21 protein-coding genes are annotated in these 22,339 nt (G+C 57.1%); 15 read left to right on the forward strand and 6 right to left on the reverse strand.

What is annotated here, in order from left to right; translation table 11 throughout:
• Window positions 1–9 precede the first annotated feature (9 nt).
• The 12 genes from II896_01710 (at window position 10) to II896_01765 (ending at window position 12,949) form a co-directional block, all read left to right on the forward strand.
• The gene (locus II896_01710; GenBank protein MBQ4443362.1) at window positions 10–1,590 is read left to right on the forward strand and encodes a ComEC/Rec2 family competence protein; all 1,581 of its coding nucleotides are present in this window, start codon (window positions 10–12) and stop codon (window positions 1,588–1,590) included.
• Between the two features lie 201 nt (window positions 1,591–1,791).
• The gene (locus II896_01715) at window positions 1,792–2,409 is read left to right on the forward strand and encodes a hypothetical protein (protein ID MBQ4443363.1); all 618 of its coding nucleotides are present in this window, start codon (window positions 1,792–1,794) and stop codon (window positions 2,407–2,409) included.
• 13 nt (window positions 2,410–2,422) lie between these two features.
• The gene (locus II896_01720; protein ID MBQ4443364.1) at window positions 2,423–4,051 is read left to right on the forward strand and encodes a hypothetical protein; all 1,629 of its coding nucleotides are present in this window, start codon (window positions 2,423–2,425) and stop codon (window positions 4,049–4,051) included.
• Window position 4,052: 1 nt separating this feature from the next.
• On the forward strand, window positions 4,053–4,736 hold the full coding sequence (lepB, locus tag II896_01725) for a signal peptidase I (GenBank protein ID MBQ4443365.1): 684 nt from the start codon (window positions 4,053–4,055) through the stop codon (window positions 4,734–4,736).
• A gap of 493 nt (window positions 4,737–5,229) precedes the next feature.
• A complete protein-coding gene (locus II896_01730; GenBank protein ID MBQ4443366.1) occupies window positions 5,230–6,279 on the forward strand; it encodes a DUF2804 domain-containing protein in 1,050 nt (349 codons plus the stop codon).
• A 4-nt stretch (window positions 6,280–6,283) separates the two neighbouring features.
• Window positions 6,284–6,598, forward strand: a complete 315-nt coding sequence (locus II896_01735) for a DUF1292 domain-containing protein (GenBank protein MBQ4443367.1) — start codon at window positions 6,284–6,286, stop codon at window positions 6,596–6,598.
• Window positions 6,599–6,648: 50 nt separating this feature from the next.
• Window positions 6,649–7,452 carry a zinc metallopeptidase gene (locus II896_01740; protein MBQ4443368.1) on the forward strand — a complete coding sequence of 268 codons (804 nt, stop codon included), beginning with the start codon at window positions 6,649–6,651 and terminating at the stop codon, window positions 7,450–7,452.
• 96 nt (window positions 7,453–7,548) lie between these two features.
• Window positions 7,549–9,153 carry a carbon starvation protein A gene (locus tag II896_01745; protein MBQ4443369.1) on the forward strand — a complete coding sequence of 535 codons (1,605 nt, stop codon included), beginning with the start codon at window positions 7,549–7,551 and terminating at the stop codon, window positions 9,151–9,153.
• Window position 9,154: 1 nt separating this feature from the next.
• The gene (locus II896_01750; GenBank protein MBQ4443370.1) at window positions 9,155–10,492 is read left to right on the forward strand and encodes an SAM-dependent methyltransferase; all 1,338 of its coding nucleotides are present in this window, start codon (window positions 9,155–9,157) and stop codon (window positions 10,490–10,492) included.
• 148 nt (window positions 10,493–10,640) lie between these two features.
• Window positions 10,641–11,870, forward strand: coding sequence for an alpha/beta hydrolase (locus II896_01755; protein ID MBQ4443371.1), 1,230 nt, complete (start codon window positions 10,641–10,643; stop codon window positions 11,868–11,870).
• Between the two features lie 4 nt (window positions 11,871–11,874).
• The gene (locus tag II896_01760) at window positions 11,875–12,246 is read left to right on the forward strand and encodes a NusG domain II-containing protein (protein MBQ4443372.1); all 372 of its coding nucleotides are present in this window, start codon (window positions 11,875–11,877) and stop codon (window positions 12,244–12,246) included.
• A gap of 1 nt (window position 12,247) precedes the next feature.
• Window positions 12,248–12,949, forward strand: coding sequence for a Gx transporter family protein (locus tag II896_01765; GenBank protein MBQ4443373.1), 702 nt, complete (start codon window positions 12,248–12,250; stop codon window positions 12,947–12,949).
• A gap of 44 nt (window positions 12,950–12,993) precedes the next feature.
• Here the strand turns inward: II896_01765 and II896_01770 are convergent, their stop codons facing one another.
• Entirely contained in the window at window positions 12,994–13,299 is a 306-nt protein-coding gene (locus II896_01770; protein MBQ4443374.1) for a helix-turn-helix transcriptional regulator, read from the reverse strand.
• A 133-nt stretch (window positions 13,300–13,432) separates the two neighbouring features.
• On the opposite strand from II896_01770, the gene II896_01775 reads away from it, so the two are divergent.
• On the forward strand, window positions 13,433–13,870 hold the full coding sequence (locus tag II896_01775; protein ID MBQ4443375.1) for a hypothetical protein: 438 nt from the start codon (window positions 13,433–13,435) through the stop codon (window positions 13,868–13,870).
• 155 nt (window positions 13,871–14,025) lie between these two features.
• Here the strand turns inward: II896_01775 and II896_01780 are convergent, their stop codons facing one another.
• The 5 genes from II896_01780 to II896_01800 form a co-directional block, all read right to left on the reverse strand.
• Window positions 14,026–15,330, reverse strand: coding sequence for an aspartate kinase (locus II896_01780; protein ID MBQ4443376.1), 1,305 nt, complete (start codon window positions 15,328–15,330; stop codon window positions 14,026–14,028).
• The gene (locus tag II896_01785; GenBank protein ID MBQ4443377.1) at window positions 15,330–16,325 is read right to left on the reverse strand and encodes an aspartate-semialdehyde dehydrogenase; all 996 of its coding nucleotides are present in this window, start codon (window positions 16,323–16,325) and stop codon (window positions 15,330–15,332) included. Before II896_01785 ends, II896_01780 begins: the two co-directional genes overlap by 1 nt.
• A 39-nt stretch (window positions 16,326–16,364) precedes the next feature.
• Complete coding sequence (locus tag II896_01790) at window positions 16,365–17,435, reverse strand: homoserine dehydrogenase (protein ID MBQ4443378.1); 1,071 nt, start codon at window positions 17,433–17,435, stop codon at window positions 16,365–16,367.
• Window positions 17,436–17,444: 9 nt separating this feature from the next.
• The gene (locus II896_01795) at window positions 17,445–19,712 is read right to left on the reverse strand and encodes a threonine synthase (GenBank protein MBQ4443379.1); all 2,268 of its coding nucleotides are present in this window, start codon (window positions 19,710–19,712) and stop codon (window positions 17,445–17,447) included.
• A gap of 225 nt (window positions 19,713–19,937) precedes the next feature.
• Window positions 19,938–21,545, reverse strand: a complete 1,608-nt coding sequence (locus II896_01800) for an MBL fold metallo-hydrolase (protein ID MBQ4443380.1) — start codon at window positions 21,543–21,545, stop codon at window positions 19,938–19,940.
• Between the two features lie 146 nt (window positions 21,546–21,691).
• Between II896_01800 and II896_01805 the strand changes: the two genes are divergently transcribed.
• Window positions 21,692–21,946 (forward strand): hypothetical protein, encoded by a 255-nt coding sequence (locus II896_01805; GenBank protein MBQ4443381.1) that lies wholly within the window; start codon window positions 21,692–21,694, stop codon window positions 21,944–21,946.
• The gene (locus II896_01810) at window positions 21,943–22,314 is read left to right on the forward strand and encodes a spore cortex biosynthesis protein YabQ (protein ID MBQ4443382.1); all 372 of its coding nucleotides are present in this window, start codon (window positions 21,943–21,945) and stop codon (window positions 22,312–22,314) included. Before II896_01805 ends, II896_01810 begins: the two co-directional genes overlap by 4 nt.
• The last annotated feature ends 25 nt before the right edge of the window (window positions 22,315–22,339 follow it).

The following is a 22,339-nucleotide window of genomic DNA, read 5'->3' on the forward strand; positions in this document are numbered from 1 at the left end:
GCACCAAAGATGAAACGATACGAATTGCCCCATGTCAAGGTCTTCCATCTACGCGCCCTTCCTTTGGGTTTGGCGGCTATGACGGCGGGGCTTTTGTTCGTATCCACCGACGTTTGGTGGTTGGCCGTGGTTCTCATCGGGGCGTCGGCCGTCGCCATCACCCTTGCGACTGTTTTTGCCAAGCGCAGGAGAGGTGTGGGCGTCTTTTGCCTGGTGTGCCTACTATTGTCCCTATTGGCCGTAGTGCGCACGTTCGTCGTCGCCGACGCGACGATAGGCGCGCGTTCGTCCGCTATGGTAGAGGGGCGCATAGCGGGGGCGGACGTGGACGAAGACGGCAAGGTATCCGCCATCGTGCTCGATGATGTTCGGGTGGGCGGCGAGCGCGTCAAGGGGAGGGTGCGCGTCACGCTGAATGGCCAAACTTCCGCGCCTTTCGGCTACGTCTACGCAGACGCGTTTGGTAGCGATTACGTGGTAGGCGTACCCATAGAAATCGGTCAAACCGCGTCCGTCCGAGGCGCCGTTTCGCCCGTTTCTGGCGGCTACTACGATTCGTACGCGATGCATTGCAAAGTGCGCCGCGTCTATCATACCGTCCGCGCCGAAACGTGCGAGATCGTCGACCATTCGCCCCGCCAAACCGCCGCCGAAAAGGTACGCGCCGCCTTGTATCGCAATCTTCGCGCCGATATGAGCGGCCGCACGGCAGGGTTTGCCTACGCCTTTCTTACGGGAGATTCTTCCTATGCGGCCGATGAGGTGCTCGAGGGCTTCCGCGCCACGGGCACGGCGCATCTTTTGGCGGTGTCGGGTCTGCACGTCGGCATATTGGCGGGGTTGCTTCTGTGGCTTTTCAAATGCTTCCGTATGCCCGCTTGGGCCGAAACGCTTGCGTTGAGCGCCGTTCTCGGCGTGTACGCTTGGCTTTGCTCGGCCACGCCCTCCGTCCTGCGGGCCTCCATCGTGGCGGTTTCTTTTTCGCTGACGCGGGCGTTGGGCGTCCATCGGGACAAACCCAGCTTGCTGGCGATGGCGGCGCTACTACTGTTGACGGTCAACCCCCTGTGGCTGTTCGACGTCAGTTTTCTGTTGAGTTACGCGGCGTTTGCGGGCATCGTCCTGTTGTATTCCCCCGTTCGCGCGCTGTTGCGCAAGGTGCCGGGCAAATGGGGTGACGCGCTGTCCCTCAATTTGGCGGTCACCGCCTCCACGTTGCCCATGACCGTCTATTTCTTCGGCGGGTTTTCGGCCTTGGCGGTACCCCTCAACTTCCTGTTGGTGCCCGTTATGAGCGCCTTGTATCCCGTGCTTATGATTTTCGCGGGGCTTTCCTTTATCCCCTCGTTCGGCATTTTGCTCACCTTGTTGGACGTCGCGTTCGTCGCCGTGGCGGACGCCGTCGTGCGGATAGGCGGGGTGGGATATCTCCGCTGTGCGGTGGGCGTGGGGCAGTTGCCCCTCTATTACGGGGCCGTGGCGCTGGTCTCGCCCTATTGCTTGCTCCGCCCGAAGTGGCTGCGCTACGCCCTGGCGGGTGCGGCGGTGCTCGCGGTGGTCTTGTGGAGCGTGCTCGCGACATTCGTCTGAGTTCCCGATTTTGGTGCGCACGCGTATTTGCGCGCTTTCACCGCCGAGGTATATACCAACGTGTCCGCGCCCGATTTTGGTGCGCACGCGTATTTGCGCGCCCCTATTGACAATATAATATTATCGTGGTACAATTATATTGAGCATAGAGCGGAGTGATACGCGACGCTGTGCTTCGCCCAAAGAATGGAGGTTGTCATTATGGTAGGATGTAAAGAGATTAGCGGCATTCGTTCCAAAAAGTGCAAGTTTCAACTGGTTGAGCGGCAGGGCAACAAGCATTTCCTCTTGGTGTACGCCAAGTCTTCCGCGTGCGAAATGCAATACAACACGTTGCGGGAGATGCGGTTGAAAGCCATGCGCGTGCCCAAGGTGGTGCAAATGGCCGACAACGAGATTTTGCTCGATTTTATCGAGGGCAACACGCTGTACGAGGAGTTGGGCTCCGGCCCCGTCTTCAAGTTCGGGATGCTTGCCTCGGCTTTGGCCAAGTTTATGCAGGACTTCTGCACCTTCAATCCCGGTCGCCGTATGGGCGACGTGGACACCCGCAGTTATATCGTGCGCGGCTCGATTATCTACGGGTTCGATTTCGACTGCATCATTTCGGGCACCTACGCCGAGGAGATAGCCGACGCTTTGTGCTCGATAGTGTCCGAGCCGAAGATCGCCAAGGATCGCCAGCTTTCCTTCGCCAAGTACCTGTACGCGGCGAGCCACGTGCCCCAAGGCGAGTTGTCGGCCGCTTTGGACGAAATCATGCCCTTATGCAACGGCTTGTCCGTCACCAAGGACGAGTTGCTCAAAGCAATTTTATAATGGAGATAGTTCAATGGAATCCAAGTTTTTGACGCCCACGCAGCTATGGCAATCGTTTAATCCCGAAGGTAAATTGGACGTCAGTTTCGTATCCAACGAGACGATAGACGATATCGTCGTCAAGTCGTTGTATTTCAACGCTTTCAGCGAAGAGGACGGCTTCGTGCGTGCCTACGCCCGCATCCTGTTCCCCGCGGATTGTCCCAAGACCAACAAGAAGTTTATCCTGATGCTGGCCCGTCCCGACGTGGACCCCATGCCCAACGTTATGCGTATCGCCAAAAAGGGCTACCCCGTAGGCTACGTCGACCTGTCGGGCGAAGGGGAGTCGGCCACCCAATACGAGGGCAGTTTTGCATACGGCAAATACCAAAACGCCAAGGACAATTTGCACAACTGCACGCCCTCAGCTTTGGCAAGCCCCGTCCTTTTGTGGACGAAGATGCAATGTCGCTTCGTTTCGCTGGTGTTGCAGCTCTATCCCAAGGTGATGCCCATCGCCTTCGCCGAGGAGCAGACCAACGAGATACTGTGGCCCTTGTGCGCCAAGGACGCCCGCATTTACGGCGGCGTCAGCCTGTTAGGGTCGGGCATCGTGCAGGAAGACGAGGCCACCACCATTCAAGAGGACGAGAACGCGCAGAAGTGGGCCATCGCTTTGTCTCCGCAGGCGTATGCCAAATACACGGTATGCCCCATGCTCGTCGTCACCGCCGCCAATCACAAAGGCCATGCGGTGGACAAGTTGGACGATTTGGTCAACCTGTTGCCCGTGCCCGAAATGTGCGCGACGGTCGTGTCCAATCGCCTTTGCACGCAGATATCGGACAGCACCGAGTACACGATATGGCGTTGGATAGAAGGGCGCTACGTCGAGCGCAAAGAATTGCCCAAAAATCCCACCGTCACCTACGAGTTCGGCGACGGTGCCGTGCGCTTTACCGTCAATTCGGACGTGTCCGAGAAGCGCATCGCCGAGCAAAGTCTTTACTACGCCTACAACGAGGAAGATTCCGCTTATCGCGCCTGGCAATGCCAGACCAAGAAAGGGGACGGCGACGCCGTGTTCAACGTGCGCGTGGCGGGCGTGGACAAGGTGCTCTTCGTCTACGCGTCCGTGCGCTACCGCGACGGGGTGGAGATTGCTTCTCCCATGTTGCGTATTCCCTTGCCCGACGATATGCCCCGCCGCCGCCTGACGCCGTCCAAACTGTTGTACGACACCTCTATGGGCGCGGCGTTCTTTGCCGAAACGAACGACATCGTCTTGGATTCGTCGGTGTACGGGTTCGGCCAAAGCCCCAACGGCGTGGGCGGTCTATATACCACCAAGGGCGATTTGGTGAGCTTCTGCGTGGGTGAGCGCCGCCGCGTCAATCCCGAGGGCTCCTTTACCATTTCCGCCTATTCTACCGAAGAGCGCCATTTCTCCATCGTCATTACGGTGTGGGAAAACGGGCAATATCGCGACTACACGGCGGGCGTCTATCTCAAAGGTTCGCCCGAGTGGCAACGCGTTCGGTTGGAGGCCGCCGACTTCCGTGACTTTGCCTTGTTGCCTATGAGCGGGTGGAGCAATATGAAGAAGATTCGCATTCGGCACGCCGAGGGCATTTTGCTCAACAATATGCTGTGGACTTGATATGGAAGATTCGTTCAGCCCGCGCAAATTGGTCGTTATCATCGTAGAGATTATTTTGGTGGTCATGCTCGCCTTGACCGCCGTTGCTTTGGTGCAACTTTATTGGGTGACGCCCGTAGGCATTTCGGGTCCGTCCATGGAGGCCACCCTCTTTTCGGGCGACACCGTCTATGTGCGCAAAAACGCCAAGACCTACGAACGGGAGGACGTGGTGGTGCTCTATCTCCCCTCCGACTACAACAACTATGCCCTCGATTGGGGACGCTATACGGGTGACAACGACGACACCGAGCGCTGTCCTTCCTCGCGCAAAAAGACGTTCGACGATTTCTTTGCGGCCATGCCGTTCTTCGGCAAGAGTCAGACGCACGACGAGTCGGGCGACGAGGTGACCATAGAAAATTCGTACAAAATGGTCATCAAACGCATCGTCGGCGTGCCCGGCGACCACGTACAGATCGAGGGTGGCGTGCTGAAAATCAACGGCGCGATCGAGAAACGCGCGGGGCTCTACAACTTCCCCGTGGATTACGACCACGTCTTGGGCGAAGGGGAGTATTATATACTCGGCGACAACCGTAGAGTCAGCCGCGACAGCAGCGAGTACGGCCCCGTCAAAGGCAGTTGGATATACGGCAAGGTATTTGCCGCCCATACGGACGGCTCTTTCAAATCCAAATTGTAAGGCGGCTTTTCGGTGCCTTGCGGTGAATGCGCGCTCAACGTACCCCCTGTACGTATCGCTTGCAATCATCGCAATCCCCGCGAAAATACGCTCATACAATTTGGATTTGACAAGAAAGTGAAACACGGCGAAGTGGGAGAGGGAGTCTTATCCGTCTTCTCGTTGCCGATAAATATTGTAGACAAATCGTGTAAGGCGGCTTTTCGGTGCCTTGCGGTGAATGCGCGCTCAACGTACCCCCTGTACGTATCGCTTGCAATCATCGCAATCCCCGCGAAAATACGCTCATACAATTTGGATTTGACAAGAAAGTGAAACACGGCGAAGGGGAGAGGCAGTCTTATCCGTCTTCTCGTTGCCGATAAATATTGTAGACAAATCGTGTAAGGCGGCTTTTCGGTGCCTTGCGGTGAATGCGCGCTCAACGTACCCCACGCCGTCGTTCCAAATTCGTTGAAAACAAGTGGAGTTTATACTCCAAAGGAGAGAGATTATGAGTACACAACACGAGATCACAGCGCCCCAACGCCTTTTGAACGCGGAGGGCAATATCGCCGAGCCCGGCTTCGCCAAGAAGTTGTACTGGCAATACGATCGCGCCGATATCAAGGCCCCTAAGATCCGCATCAAGGAGTGGGACTACTACTATATCGGCAATCAAGACGTGGGCCTTTGCCTCACCATCTCGGACGTGGGCTACGTCAGCAGTCTGTCCGTGTCCTTGTTGGGCTACGGAGACAAGCCTTTCCAATTCAACGACAGCGAGTTGGGCGTGATGCCCATGGGCAAAGTGGGTATGCCCTCCACCAGCGAAAAGGGCGACGTGTCGGCCAAAGCGGGCACGTTGGAGATCACCTTCACCAACGACGGCGAGACGCGCCACCTCTTCGGCAAATACGACAATTTCGTCAACAGCAAGAAACCCCTTACCTTCGACGTGGTGCTGACGGGTTTCCCCGAGGAGAGCATGGTCATCGCCACCCCCTTCGACAAGCCCAAACACTTCTACTACAACCAAAAAATCAACTGTATGTACGCCGAGGGATGGTGCGAGTTCGACGGGGTACGGTATGAGTTCAATCGCGCTAACGGCTCGTTGGGCACGCTCGATTGGGGCAGAGGCGTGTGGACGTACGACAACACCTGGTATTGGGGTAGCGGCCAAATGATTTTGGAGTCGGGCGACCGCTTCGGCTACAATATCGGCTACGGCTTCGGCAACACGTCGGCCGCCACCGAAAATATGCTGTTCTTCAACGGCAAATCTCACAAGTTGGACGAGATAACCTTCAACATTCCCAAGGATGCCGAGGGCAACTATGTCTATATGGAGCCTTGGACGTTCACGTCCAACGACGGGCGTTTCGAGATGAGTTTCGTGCCCGTATTGGATCGTCAGGCGCCTTTCGATCTGGGCGTATTGTGCATGATACCCCACCAAGTCTTCGGTCGCCTCACGGGCAAGGCCGTGCTGGACGACGGCACGGTCATCGAGGTCAAGGACAGGCTGGTCTTTGCCGAGCACGTGCACAACAAGTGGTGACGGTATGGCGGAGTACGACGTAGAGTTTATTACGGACGACGAGGCCCCCGATTTCATCGCCCTTTCGGACAACAAAGGCCACGAGGACGAGTTTCTCATCATCGGGTGCGTCGAGGTGGACGCGGTGCACTACGTTTTGGCGGTTCCCGTTTCGCCCGAGACGGTGGAGGAGGCCGAGGAAGATCTGGTGTACGTGTTCGCCGTTCGGCGCGATGGCGACGAGGAGTATTTCGAGTATATCGTGGACGAGGACGTGATCACCGCCGCGTTCGAGCGGTACGACCGACTGTATCGTGAGATCGTGGGCGACGAGGACTGAGTCTATAAAGCGAAATATTAATTTGGTATCAAATAAAAGGAGTACATATTATGCCGTTTTTCAACGATATAGAGCAATTCAAAAACGTATCTCCCGCGTTGCAATGGGCCATATTCATCGTGGCCTGCCTCATCGCGGTAGTCGCCGTTTTTTCCATTTTCGTATCCATTTGGCTGTCCATCAAGTATATGGTGTACAACCGTCGAATGAATTCGCGCAACCTGTCGGGCAAAGAGGCCGCCCGTATGATTTTGGACAAAAACGGGCTACAGCATATCAAAGTGTCCGTGGTGGGCTCGATGCTGTTCGGCAACAGCTATTCGCACTATTTCAAAAAGGTGCGTTTGAGAAGATTGACCACCAAGAAGCCCAGCATCACCTCGTTGGCTATGGGCGCCGAGAAGTCTGCGTTGGCCATTTTGGACAAAGAGGGCGATAAGGATATGCGTACGCGCGTCATTCTCACCCCCTTGATGTATTTGGGCCCCTTCGCGTTCATTCCCATCTTGCTGATCGGCGTGGCTATCGACTTTTTGGTGTTTGGCTTCAACGGCGTGGGCACCATCATCGCCGCCGCAGTGGGTTTGGCCATCTATTCGGTCTCATTCGTGCTGTCCGTCATGACCTTGAAGACGGAGAAGAAAGCACAGCAAAGAGCGTGCGAAATTCTCCGCAAAGACAATATGGCCACGGATGAAGAAATCGAAATGATGCGCAAACTCTTCAAGTTGTACAATATCCAATATATCAACGACATTATCATGGAGTTTTTGCAACTCTTGCTCAAAGTGTTGGAGATCATCGCCAAACTGCAAGGCAATTCTTCGTCGTCTTCGAGCAGCAGTAATCGTTAAACCCTTCGTATGCCGAGGTGCCGCGTCTTTTGCGGCGCCTCGCTTTTATTTTGAAAAGCCTATCGCCTTTGGGTCGATTGCGATAAAGGTAAGCGTATGATTTCATTGTTGATCGCATTTGCCGTGCTTATCGTCGGCTATTGCATTTATAGTCGTGTGGCCGAAAAAGCGTTCGGCGTGGACGGACGACTCACGCCCGCCGTCGCCATCAACGACGGCGTGGACTGCGTGCCGATGAAGACGTGGAAGGCGTTTTTGGTGCAACTTCTCAATATCGCGGGCACCGGTCCCATCTTCGGCGCTCTGATGGGCGCGGTGTTCGGGCCCGTCGTCTTTTTGTGGATCGTCTTCGGCTCCATTTTGGGCGGCGCGGTACACGACTATATGTCGGGTATGATCAGTTCGCGCCACGGCGGCGCGTCCATTGCCGAATTGTCGGGTACCTACCTCGGCAAGGTCGCCAAATGGGTGATGCGCATTTTTTCGGTGGTGCTGTTGGTGCTGTGCGGCACGGTGTTCGTCACCAGCCCCGCGGCGCTATTGGCCAAGCTGGTGCCCGTGCCCTGGATGAACGGCACGTTTTGGGCCATCATCATTCTCGTCTACTATTTGTTGGCGACCTTGTTGCCCATCGACAAACTCATCGGCAAACTCTATCCCGTGTTCGGCGTACTGCTCATCGTGATGGCGGCGGCCGTGTTGGGCGGCATAGCGTTTTCGGGCGGCAAGTACGTCATTCCCGAGTTGACGCTTGACAATCTGCACCCCACCGGCACGCCCGTGTGGCCCTATATGTTTATCACGGTGGCCTGCGGCGCGGTGTCGGGATTCCACGCCACCCAATCGCCCATGGTCGCCAAGTGTATCCTCAACGAGCGGGTGGGGCGCAAGGTCTTCTACGGTGCGATGATTAGCGAATCGGTCATCGCCCTCGTGTGGGCGGCCGCGGGCGTGGCGTTTTACGGCACCACCCAACTGCTCAACGAGGCCCTTGCGGGCGGCGCGTCCAACGTGGTGTACGAGATATCCACGGGTGTGTTGGGCGTGTTCGGCGGCGTGTTGGCCGTGGCGGGCGTGATCGTTTGCCCCATTACATCGGGCGACACGGCGTTCCGCGGCGCGCGCCTTATTCTCGCCGAGACCTTCCGTCTCGATCAAAAGAAAATACGCAACCGCTTGCTCATCACCATACCCTTGCTGGCCGTGGGTGGGTTGCTCACTTGGTTTGCCATCGCCAACGACAACGGGTTCGGCATTATATGGCGGTATTTCTCCTGGAGCAATCAAACCTTGGCGATGATCGCTTTGTGGGTGGCCACCGCGTACCTCGTGCGCAAGGGGCGTTACCGTTTCGGCTCTCTGTTGACGGCGTTGCCCGCCACCTTTATGTCGGCGGTCAGCATGACCTACATTCTCGCGGCGTCCGAAGGCTTCCGCCTGCCTACGCGGGTAGCCTATCCCATAGGCGGTGCGTTCGCGGGGGCGTTGTTCGTCGTTTACGTCGTGTTGTGGGCGTATTGCGCCCGCCGTCGCCTCATAGAACCCGTTGAGCCCGCCGACCTCGACGAGGAAACCGATTCGGCGCCTACTTTTGACGAAGGTATTACGGCGGAGAGCGCTTCGGACGAAGTCGCGGCGGAAACGTCCGCCCCTGCGCTCGGCGATCAAGAGGCGGTTTCGTCGGTTGAAGACATAGAATAACATGGAAATAAAATTACCCCAAGCGTTTTGCGAACGAATGACGCGTCAGTTGGGCGACGAATACGCCGCCTTCGCGGCGACCTACCATAGGGAGGCCGCCAAGGGCTTGCGCGTCAATCGGCGGTTCGTGTCGGACGAGACGCTCTTGTCCGCGTTGGGGTGTGAATTTGCGCCCATTCCCTATCAAGCGGGCGGCTATCGCTACCGCGGCGAGTTGGGCAAGCATCCACTGCACCACGCGGGTGCGTATTATTTGCAGGATCCGTCGGCTATGCTGGTCGCCAACGCCTACGATTTCCCTCGTGGCGCCACGGTGCTCGACCTATGCGCGGCCCCGGGCGGCAAGAGTACGGCCATCGCGCAGATGATAGGCGAAGAGGGGAGGCTCGTCGCTAACGAAATCGACCTCGGTCGGGCCAAGACGCTTATGGGCAACGTGGAGCGCATGGGATTGACGAACGTCCTCGTTACCTCGCTTACCCCCGACAAAGCGGCCGATACGTTCGGCGCTATCTTCGACGTCGTGGTGGTGGACGCGCCGTGTTCGGGCGAGGGAATGTTTCGCAAAAACCCCTTGGCCGTGGACGAGTGGAGCGAGGACAACGTGCGTATGTGCGCCGAACGGCAACGCCGCATATTGGACTGCGCCGCGCGGTGCGTCAAGGAAGGCGGTCGGTTGCTATACAGCACCTGCACGTTTGCCGAGGAAGAAAACGAGGAGAGCGTGCGCTATTTATTGGATTCGGGCGACTTCGTGGGCGAAACGCCCACCGCGCGCGTCCTTGCCGCCACCACCTATCTTACGTACCCTTTCGCACGGCGATTTTATCCCCATTTGGGCGAGGGCGAAGGGCACTTCGTGGCGGTGCTGCGGCGCGTATCCCCCACCCCCGTACCCCCGAAAATCGCGCCGCCGAAGCGTCTTGGCGGGGCGGAAGCACGTGCGGTGGAATCATTCCTGCGCGAGGTGGCCCTTGCGCCCATTCGGGCGGAAGCGTGCTACGTGGGCGGGCAGGTGTGTTTGGTGCCCGACGGTATGCCCGTACCGCCTTACGGCGTGTTGTCGGCGGGCGTCAAAGTGGGCGAAGTGACGGCAGGGCGCAAAGGCCTTCGGGTAGAGCCGCATCACATGGTTTTCAAATGCCTGCCGCTACGCAACGGACTTGATTTGGCTTTGGACGACGACCGCCTTTTGCGTTATCTGCACGGCGAGACCATCCTCGCGGACGTGGCGGACGGATGGGGCGTTCTGCGCGTTTTGGGTTGTCCGTTGGGCGGCTACAAGGCGGTGGACGGCGTGCTCAAAAACCACTATCCCAAAGGACTGCGCACGACGTAGCGCACGGCAAAAAGCAAAACGGCATACGCCGCAAACCGTTGCGGCATGACCGACAAAGCGGGCGATATACGAGTAACGGTATTCGCCGAATATACCCCCCCCACGGGGCGTGGGGAAGGACGAGCCGTCCTTCCCAAAGGAGAAACGTATGGCAAAGCACGACAATCCCAATCACAAGGCCTATCACAACGAGCACCTCGCGCGGCGGCACGAGATCAAACGCGTCTATCACCTCAAACGCCACGCGCTCAAAGCGCAGAAAGGGGAGATGGAGCGGGTAGAATACCGCGTCAAACGGCGCACCCTGCACCTCGAACGCAAAGTGGCCAAGAACGCGCTCAAAGAGGAGCGCCGCACCTTCCGCCGCGAGCACAAATTGCCCCTCTATCCCATCATGGCCGACGTCTTCGATGTGGCCGAGGAGTCGCGCGCCGAGCCTAACAGCCGCACGCCGTTCGACCAAGAGGTACGCGTGCAAAAGAACGTTGTCTACAAGACGGTGGACGGCGAGGATTTGGTGATGGATCTGTACTTCCCCGCCGAGATGCAAGAGGGCGTGCGTTATCCCGTGGTGATGGACATACCGGGTGGCGGGTGGATGATCCACAATCGCCCGCGCCGCGACGGATACGCGCGCTGTTTCGCCACGATGGGCGCGGTGGTCGCCGTCATCGACCATCGGCTTTGCCCCCGCGTGTTTTTCCCCATCAACCTCGCGGACTGCATAGACGCCTACAACTATTTGGTGGACCACGCCGACCTCTATAGCATCGACCCCGACAATATCGTGGTGACGGGGGACAGTTCGGGCGGTCACCTCTCGGCGTGCGTAGGCGCGGCGGCAAGCAGCCCCGAGTACGTAGCCAAGACGGGCGTGCCCGCGCTCAAGACCAAGCCCGTAGGGCTTATCCTCATCAGCGGTGCGTTCAATTTCGAGCGTATGTACCATATCCCCATGACCAATACGCTCATCGTGCGCTACGTGTCCGGTCAACCCACGCGCAAGGCCTTTCGCCGTTGGCAGTATTACAAAGAGGCCAATCCGCAGAATTATATCAATCCCGACTATCCCGAGTGCTACAACAACGGGGGTGCTACCGACTTTCTCTGCTTGGGCGAGGCCGCCTATATGGCCAAGCAACTCAACAAGCACGGCGTTCGCAACGAGGTGCGCATAGGCCGCAACTTCTTCAACAGCGACCATTGCTACGTCTTGCGCTTCCCCTTCGCGCCCGCTCGTCGGGACGCTTTGGACCTCTACCGCTGGTATCGTGACCGCGAGGCGCGATTGGGCGTAGACCTCTCGGCGGGCTTCGGGCGCGTGGAGACTTTCCTCACGCAATACGAGGACGTGATGGCGGGCAAGGTGAAGTGTTAGCGCTATGGTCAGACAACGGGTGTGGATCGTCATAGTGGCGGCGTTGGCCGCGGTCGCCGTCGTGGCGGCGGTTTTGCTATGGTGTTTGCCCCGTCGTGGCGGCGCGGTGGCCACCGTGTACGTGGACGGCGTAGAGGTCTATTCGGTGGACCTTGCGCAAATAGACGCGCCGTATGAAAAAGTCATCACCACCCCCTACGGCATCAATACGCTGGCCTTTGAAAAGGGGCGCGTGCGCGTGGTGTCCGCCGACTGCGAGGGCGCGGACTGCGTGCACCAGGGGTGGACGAGTTCGAGCGGGCGGCCCTTGGTGTGCCTGCCCCACCGATTGGTCGTGCGGATAACCGACCGAGACGACAACGCCGTGGTACAATGATATGGACGAGCGCGAAGTAGACGACTCCTTGCAGGAGAAAAATGCGGCGACGGACGGCGATACGCCTTTGGGAAAGGCGGCTTCGTGCGCGTCGGTCGAGGAGACCGCACGAGGAGAGGCCGACGTGCCCGCGAAGCGGCGGTCGCGCGTCAAGGTGGTCAAGCGGGTGGCCTACGACGCTATTTTCGCGGCATTGGCGTTGGCCATGTTCGTGGTGGAGGCGCAGATCCCCTTGCCTTTGCCCATTCCGGGCGTCAAATTGGGGCTTAGCAATATCGTCAGCCTGTTCGCTACGTTTGCCCTCGGTCCCGTGGACGCCGCTATCATTCTCTTGGTACGCATAGGGTTGGGCAGTCTGTTTTCGGGTTCGTTGACCGCTTTTCTCTACAGCCTTGCGGGTGGCGTCGCGTGTTACCTCGTCACGCTTCTATTGTATTTCGTTTTATCCCCCCGTCAAATATGGGTGGCGGGCGTCTTCGGCGCGGTCACGCACGTTTCGGCACAGGTGGCGGTGGCGGCGTTGCTCACCTCGACCGCGGCCGTGTTTTACTACCTTCCCGTCCTCGTCGCCATCTCGGTGGGCACGGGGCTTCTCACGGGGCTTTTGGCACAATTTATCTACCTACGTACCCATAGATTCTTTGCCGATTACCACGTTTTACCCTACGAAAAACGCCAAAGAAAAAAGCCCGCCGACGAGTAACCCCGTTGCGGACTTTTCTTTTATATAGTATCTTAAATCGGTTTTCAGTACGGTTTCAGGCTATTCAAAAACAACTCCAAAAAGTTCTTTTGTTCTTGGGTAAGAGTTGCGAGCGAAAAGTCGATTTTGCCATCTGCCCCGTTTGTATTCGCAGAAAAGAACTCGTGTAGCGATACCGACAAGGCATCGCATATATAGCCGAGGTATTCTACGGTAGGGCTTTTTTCGCCTTTCTCTAGTTGATATATATACGTGGGAGATACGCCCGCCTTGTTGGCCAATTCGTTGCGGTTCATTTTACGTTCTTCGCGCAGTTGTCGTATCCTCGCGCCTACCGTTGCATTATCCATAGTCACCCCTCAAATATTATACGATAGTTTAATAATATCCCATATTGCTCTATGATATTAAAACTATAGCATTGACAATGCTACACTATCGTGATATAATCAAATCATTATAGTTTACGACAAGGAGATAATTATGAAAAAGGGTTTATTTGTTTTCGTATGCTTGATAGTGATATTGACGATTTCTCTCATAGGATGTATATCGACGGAAACGCTTAACGGAAGTCTCGAGAAAGCGGCAAAAAAAGAGAATGCGACTAAACAAGAGGACGCATCCAATGAAATCAAATTAACGTTGAGTAACTATGATTATTATTTGACGATTTCCAAAGACGTTACGAGCAGCGGCACTTATGCGGGTGGAACGTTTCGCATTGTGTTTTACAAGGTTAGAGTGACCGGTGCTATATCCGGCTTGTATCAGGATTGTGCTCTCTACTACAAAGTCGGGGCAGACGGCGAGGAAAGCGAAGTCAAATTGAATGCGGCGGGGAATGCGGAGTTCATTTATTCAAGTAGCAATGAAAAAGAACTCACGTTTGTTCGTGTAAAAGGAAAAATTGTACGCTAAATAAACAACAAAAAATAGCAATAAAAATGGGCTGTCCTGTGACAGCCCAAATCTTTTTAGCGGTTACCATAGGCAACGATTTCGCGCTTAGCGCGCCCACAACTTGCGCAAAAGCACAAATTTCGCTCAAGGCAAAAAAATCGGATTTTATCTTTTTATACCATATCCTCGTAGATAGCGCGGATACATTTCTCGAAGTCGGCGTTGGCGATGCCCACGGTGATATTGATTTCGCGGGTGCCTTGCGCGATGGTCTTGATGTTGATGCCGTGCTTGCCGAAGATGGAGAAGATGGCGCCCGAGATACCCGTATTGGTGACCATATTGCGCCCGACCACAGCCACCAAAGCAAGGTCGTTGTCAATATCCACCGACGTCACCTCGGGCAGTTTGGCTATCTCGGTGAGAATGTCGTAGGTCACTTTTTCGGTGTACTTTGCCTCCACGATGACGTTGAAGGAGTCTATTGCGGTGGGAATGTGTTCCACCGGCACCGCAAATTTGTCGAAGATATCCAATACGTCCTTGATGACCTTCAATTTGCTTGCCGCCGTGTCCTTGACGATGGTGAATGCCTTGAAGTTCTTTTTGCCCGCGATGCCCGTGATGGCCTGCTTGCTCTTGGCCGCGTCCTTGCATATCTTGGTGCCCTTGTCCTCGGGGGCGTTGGTGTTGAGGATATAGATGGGAATGTTGATCTCGCGGATGGGCAGAATGGTCTCCTCGTGCAATACGCTCGCGCCCATATAGGACAACTCGCGCAATTCGTCGTAGGTGACTTCGGCGATATGGCGGGGTTTGTCCACGATGCGCGGGTCGGCCATATATACGCCGCTCACGTCCGTCCAATTCTCGTACTTCTCGGCGTTGACGGCCTTGGCGACGATGGCGCCCGTAATGTCCGAGCCACCGCGCGAAAACAGTTTGACCTCGCCCGAGGGATAACTGCCGTAGAAGCCGGGAATGACCACGCGCTGGTATTGCTCGAATGCCGCCGCGATATCCCGCGAGGTGCGCTGATCGTCCACCGTGCCGTCGTAGCGGAAGTGTACCACGTCCACCGCGTCCACGAAGGTGTAGCCTAGATACGCCGCCATCAATTTGGCGCAGAGATACTCGCCGCGGCTCACCAAAAACTCCTCGGTGCACCCTTTGGCGATCTGCGCTTCCAACTTGTCGAACTCGGCCGCCACGTCGTAGTCGATGCCCAACTCGTTGGCGGTCTCTTGGTAGCGCTCGCGTATGACGTTGAGCACGCACTTGTAGTCGGCGCCGTACTTGACGTGCGCGTAGGTGAGGTACAACATATCCGTCACCTTGTAGTCTTCCTTGTTGCGCCTGCCCATAGCGGACACCACCACCAAGCGGCGGTTGGGGTCGGCGAGGACGATATGCTTGATTTTGCTGAATTGTGTGCTGTCGGCGACCGACGAGCCGCCGAATTTACATACGGTAAACATTAGATCTTTCCTTCTTTGATGAGTTTCAATGCGATTTGCACGGCGTTGGCGGCGGCGCCCTTGCGGATATTGTCGCTCACGCAGTACAGAAGAAGCCCGTTTTCACAGGACAGGTCGCGGCGGATACGCCCGACGTACACGAGGTTGTTGCCGTTGGCCACGGTGGACACGGGGTAGATATTGTTTTGGGGATCGTCCAATACCACGATACCTTCGGTCTCGGCCAAAGCCTTGCGGATCTCGTCCAACTCGAAGGGCTTGGCGAGTTCGGCCATGATGGCTACGGCGTGACCGTTGCTGACGGGTACGCGCACGCAGGTCGCCGACACGGGCAGGTTGGGCAGTCCCAAAATCTTCCTGGTCTCGTTGACCATCTTCATTTCCTCTTTGGTGTAGCCGTTGTCGAGGAAGACGTCGATATGCGGTATGCAGGTCTCGGCGATATTGTAGGGATAGAATTGATTGGGCTCGCCTTTGCGGGTGCGCTCGAGGTCGGCTTTGCCTTTCATACCGCTGCCCGAGCAGGCTTGGTAGGTGCTGTACACCACGCGTTTCAACCCCCACTTGTCCTGCAAAGGTTTCAAAGGCAGCACGCTTTGGATGGTGCTGCAGTTGGGGTTGGCGACGATGTTGTTGTGCGTGTCGAAGTCGTCGATATTGATCTCGGGCACGATGAGGGCGCATTCCTCGTTCATACGCCAGGCGCTGCTGTTGTCGATGACCACCGCGCCCGACTTGGCGGCTTCGGGCGCCCATTCGGTGCTGATGGTACCGCCCGCCGAGAAGAGGGCGATCTCGGTGCCTTCGAAGCACCCTTCGCGGAGTTCTTCCACCGTGTACTCTTTGCCCTCGTACACGATCACCTTGCCCGCCGACTTGGCGCTGGCGAACAGGCGCAGGTTGGCGATGGGGAAGTTCTCCTCCGCCAAAACTTTGAGAAACGTGCTACCCACCAGACCGGTGGCGCCTACTACGGCTACGTTATATTGTTTCATATTTTGTCCTCCTTGGGAAAATCCTTGTTGTTGTTTCGTTTAGAAAATGCGTGCGTAGAACGTATAATCGCCGTCTTGGGGCAAGCCGTGCGTGACGCGCGCCACGCCGTCCTTGACGACGTAATAGTCGCTGTCGCGGTCGAAGTTGCTCACGGTGGGATAGACGGCGGCTTTGGGTTGGAAGGCCGCGTTGCCTTGTACGATATCCATTAGATCCGCGATCATCGCGCTCGCGGTGGGGTAGCGCCCCGCGCCCTTGCCGTAGAGGGACAGCGTGCCGTTGTCGCGGCAGTCGTACACCACCATATTATATTCGTCCGAAGCGGCGGCCAAAAGATGGGTCTTGTCCAAGAGCACGGGCTCGACCGACACTTTCAGACAGCCGTCCGCGAGGGTGGATTGCGCCACCATTTTCAGCACTTTGCCGCGGGCTTCCACGTCCCGCAATATGCTTTCGTCCACCTTGGCGATGCCAAAATGCTTCACTTGGTCGTAGCTGAGTCTGGTGCCGTAGGCAATGTTGGACAATATGCTTATCTTGCGCAGTACGTCCAATCCCTCGATGTCCGCGGTGGGGTCCGCCTCGGCGAAGCCGAGTTTTTGCGCGGTGGCGAGCGCCTCGGCGAAAGATTGCCCTTCGCTCATCCTGGTGAGAATGAAGTTGGTGGTGCCGTTCAATATGCCGTACACGTTTTTGATCTCGTCGAATTGTACTTGGTGCATCAGGGTGCGTATGCAGGGGATGCCGCCGCCCACCGAGGCTTCGCAGAGGAAATACACGCCGTTTTGCTCGGCGAGCGTGAAAAACTCCTCGAAATGCTTGCTGACCACCTCTTTGTTGGAGGTGATGACGCTTTTGCCCGATCGGAGAGCTTTGACGATGCACTCGTGCGCGAATTGGTCGCCGCCCATGGCCTCGAACACCACGTCCACGTCCGCGGCGAGGCATATATCGTCCGCGTTGCCCGTGTAGAGGTCGCCCAATACTTCCTTTTTGTGCGGCAAATCGAAGACCTTTACGGCCTCCACGCCGTACGCGGCGGGCAATTTTTGCACCAAGGCCAAAATGCCGCTACCGATGGTTCCATAACCCAAAATACCTACTTTCATCGTTTTCTCCTATATGTTGATTGCCCCGTCCGCAATGGTCAAGGGCATGATTTTCCAATCTACGTCCACGTCTTTTTCGGTCACGTAGCGGCGACCTACCGCCAAAAGCGTCGGCCCCGCGCCCGACAACGCCACCGCAAAACCCACGTCTTCCAACGTCAGTTTGACGGCGTACGCGCCCTCGATGAGGGGCAGACGATAGGGTTGATGCCAGCGGTCGTTGAAGACGGCTTTGATGAGGTCTATGTCCCCCGTGCGCAAAGCCTCGGGCAACAGCATACAACGCGCCGCGTTGTGTATGGCGTCCGCTCTCGAAAAGGCGGCGGGCACCACTTTTCTCGATTCTTTGGTGGCGAAAGAGAAGGGCGGGACGAGCGCGGTAAAGAATAGGTCGTTCGATACGGGCAAGCCGTAACTGAACACTTCGCCGTCCACGGTCATATTGACCACCAAGCCGCCGAGATACGCGGGCACCACGTTGTCGGGGTGACCTTCCATCTCGGTCATAATGTCGGTGAGAAGACGCCGGGACGCGTCCGCTTTGCCCAAAAGGGCGGCGGCCATCACGCCCGCGACGATGCAGGCCGCGCTGCTGCCCAAGCCCGACGAATAGGGGATATCGGCCTCCAAAAGGCGGATTTTGACGGGCGTGTGCCGCAGGCCCAATCTCGTCTGCGCATAGCGATAGGCGCGCAATACGAGGTTGTCCTCACCGCTGTCTTGGGGCGCGAACCCCGCGAGGACGTCCGCGTCGCTATGGGCGAAGACGAACGTATTGTAAAGTGACAACGCCACGCCCGCTATGTCAAAGGCGGGGCCGAGGTTGGCGCTGGACGCGGGCACCTTGACGGTGACGTGCGGCATCACGAGATCCTTTACCTCGTCTTTGGTGGTGACGTGGCGAGGCACGTCGCTTGCAAACAATTTGGCGATGCCTTGCGGTATGGCGGTCTTGGTGTACGCGGCCACGTCTTTTGCCACCTGCATCTCGTCCTCGGCAATGGGAAGCCCCAAGGCCTCCGCGATGGTGGAGGGGAATTTGTAGGGGTTTGCCGTAGACACGATGAGGGTGTGACGGCCCCCGTCGCGGTAGCACCGACAGGCCACCGCCGTATGCGGATCCACCAAGTAGTTCAGCTCGTCGAAGACCTCGCGGATAGAGGCGAGCGTGGTGGCGTTGTCGCAATAGGCGTAGTCGAAATCTTTGAGGTTGGCCATCACTTCGGGGGATACGGTATAGGCTTTTTGGGTACGCAAGGCTTCCATATAGGCGGCCACTTGCTTGCCGTCGCCGTCGGCGGCGTACCATAGCAACCGTTCGAGGTTGGACGATACCAATATATCCATCGCGGGCGAATAGGTCTTGTGGAAAGGTCTGTCGGCGTCGTAGGTCCCCGTGCGGAAAAAGTCGTACAGCACGTTGTTGGTATTGCTGGCCGAGGTCAAACGACCGATGGGCGTGCCTACCCGTTTGGCGAGGTAGGCCGCGAAAATGTCGCCGAAGTTGCCCGTGGGTACCACCACGTCCAGACTGTCGCCCATCGCGAGTTTGCCCTCTTGGACGAGCGCGAGGTAGGCGTAGACGTAGTAGACCACTTGGGGCACCAGGCGGCCTATGTTGATGGAGTTGGCCGAGGACAACTTGACCGCTTCTTCCCCCTCGGGATAGGCGGCGAACAACTGCTTGACGTAGGTCTGGCAGTCGTCGAAATTGCCTTCCAACGCGTAGGCGTGCGTATGGTCGTCCGTAAAGGAGAGCATTTGCTTCTCCTGCATTTGCGACACGCCGCCCAAGGGATACAGGACGAGGGTGTCGAACCCCTCCGCGCCTTTGAAGCCCGACAGGGCCGCGCCGCCCGTATCGCCCGAGGTGGCCACCAGCACCAAGGTACGGTGGGTCAGCCCCAATTTGCGTTTGGCGACGGCCACGAGGTGGGGCAGGACGGTCAACGCCATATCCTTAAAGGCCAAGGTCGGCCCCCACCACAATTCCAAAAAGGTGCGGTTGCCGAAGGTGGACAGCGCCACTTCGCCCGAGGGAAAGTTCTCGGGGTTGTAGGCTTTGTCGACCACTTCGTCTATCTCTTCCGCGGTGAAATCGTCAAAGAAAAGCGCGAAGACTTTGCGGGCCACGTCGCGGTAGCTTGCGCCCGCGAGGGCCGTCAGATCCAATTCGTTCAGGCGTTCCGGCACGAAAAGACCGCCGTCACGGGCGATGCCCTCGACGATGGCGGTGCTGGCCGATACTCGTTCGTTTCCGCGTGTGCTGACGTACATAAATTCACCTTCGGAGCGCAAGATCGCCGCTCCTACGGGGTGTCGATTTTGTTTATTAAACAAAACCCCGTATAACCATCATACAATATTTGTACCCCAAAAACCAAACGAAGAAAGGTGTATTTGCAAAAAATAAGCGCAAATATGGCTATTTTTTTGCGATTATTTACAAAAGAACGCCCGAAGACAAAGAACTTCCTCGGGCGTTGCGTCGTTAAAGCGCGTTTATTCGTCGTTTTTTCGTTCGTATTTGTCGCACAAGGCGTTGATTTGGTTGGTGAAACGCGCCAATTCTTTGTTGGCGCCCCCTCTGTTTTGCTCGATGACGTTCATGAGGCGTTTGCCCGCCAGGCGCAAGGCCTCGAATACGGCCACGGCGCGGCGGTGCGCCTTCACTTTCTTGGGCACTTCCTTGACGGGGGCTTTGTACAGACAACTGCCGTCCGCGAGGTCGAATTCGTCCCCGCTGTAGGGGGCTACGGCTTCCACGCCGAGGCGCACTTTGACTGTCTCGGCGAAGACGTCCGTCACCGCGCTTTCCCCGTGGTTGACGAACACTTTTTGGGCCTCGGTGGTCTTGAGCCAATCCAAAAGCATATCTCTGTCCGCGTGGCAACTCGTGCCTTTCATCGCCATAATATGCGCCTTGACGGCTATCTCCTCGCCGAATATCTCCACGTAGGCGGCGCCGTCCAGCAGTTTGCGCCCCAACGTGCCTTCGGTTTGGTAGCCCACGAACAGCACGGTGCATTCCTCCCGCCACAAGTTGTGTTTGAGGTGGTGACGGATTCTGCCCGCGTCGCACATACCCGCCGCCGATATGATGACTTTGGGCGTTGGATTCGTGTTGATGGCGCGCGACTCCTGCTCGGTGACCGACAGGTGCAGGTTGCCGAAGCCGATGGGGTTGACGCCCTCGGCCATCAAAGCGAGGGCTTCCTCGTTGAGATAGCCTTCGAGGTCTTGGCTGTATATATGCGTGGCGTCCACGGCCAACGGACTGTCCAAATAGACCGGAAAGTCGGGGTACGAGGGTACCTTTTTGCGTTCCTTGATGATGCGCAAGAGGTACAGTAGTTCCTGCGTTCTGCCCACCGCGAAAGAGGGTATTACCACGTTGCCGCCTCGTTTGAGCGTCTCTTCTATGACGGTGGACAACTGCTCCACGAAGTCCTCTCGTTCTCCGTGCAGGCGGTCGCCGTAGGTAGATTCCACCACGGCGTAGTCGCACGTGGGCGGAGTGGCGGTGGCGCGTATGAGCGGGCGGGGCGGGTTGCCCAAATCGCCCGAGAAGAGAATGCGGCGGTTTTGGCCGTCTTCGGTGATATCGAACAAAGCGGACGCCGAGCCCAAGAGGTGCCCCGCGTCGTAAAAGGTGACGGTCAGCCCGTCCGCAATGCGCACGGTGTCCCCGTAGGCGTAGCCGTCGAACATATCCATCGCGCGTTCCACGTCCTCGGCGGTGTAGAGGGGCTTATATTCCTCTTCGTCCGCGCGTTTGGCGCGGCGATTGCGCCACTTGGCCTCGAACTCCTGCACGTGGGCGGAGTCGCGCAACATTATCGCGCACAGGCGCTTGGTCGCTTCGGTGGTGAGAATGGGCGCGTCGTAGCCGTTGGCGACGAGGAAAGGAATCTTGCCCGAGTGGTCGATATGCGCGTGCGTCAGCACCATCGCGTCTATTTGGGTGGTCGCCACGGGCAACTCGCACGTCTCGAACATTTTGGGCCCTTGCTCCAATCCGCAATCTATCAAAACGCGTTTGCCGCACGCTTCCAAAAGGGTGCAGGACCCCGTCACGTTGTGCGCCGCGCCGATAAAGGTAATTTTCATAAACTCGTCTCCTCCGGTCGCAATCGTAGGAAAAGTCAAGGACTTTTCTCCTTACAGTATATACCAAAAACGCTCAAAATGCAATAGTCAACTTTCACGGACGGCGCGCGGGGCATAAAGGCGAGGGCACCCGCATATCTTTTGGTATGGAAAACCAAGCGCATACCCTGACTATCGCCACCAAAATCACCGTTACGGGCGTGGAAAACGTCCTCACCATGACCGACAAGTTGGTCGAAGTAGCCCTGGCGGACAACGTGTTGAGCCTCTCGGGCGTGGGCTTTACGCCTTTGCACCTATCGGTAGAGGAGGGCAAGTTGGTGCTGGCGGGGAGCGTTTCGTCCCTGCGGTACGCCAAACAGGCGGGCAAAGAGTCCTTTTTCAAGAGGTTGATGAAATGAATACGGTCGATATGCAGCCTTTGGTCTTTTTGGCGTGTTTGGGCGCGGGCGTATTCTCCGCGCTGTTCTACGGTTTTTTGTACGTCGTACGCGTTCTCGCCAAAGGGCGCAAGGCCGTGGAACTCCTTGCGGACGCCGTATTCGTGTCCGTCGCGGCCACTTCCTATTTTCTCGTTTTGTTCTATACGGGATTCGGCGAAATGCGTTTTTACACGGTGGCGGCTTTCTTGGGCGGATTCTTCGCGTTGTACGCGCTGTTGTATCCCCTCAAAGACAAGGTCAAGGCGCATCTTACGCAAGGTAAATCCATCAAGCCTCACCTCGACCGCCTGTTCAAAAAAGGCCGAAAAGACGAGGCGAAGCAATAGCGTTTTGCGTCGGCGTGCCGTTTGG

Source organism: Clostridia bacterium (genome assembly GCA_017394805.1).
Taxonomy (GTDB): domain Bacteria; phylum Bacillota; class Clostridia; order Christensenellales; family CAG-1252; genus RUG14300.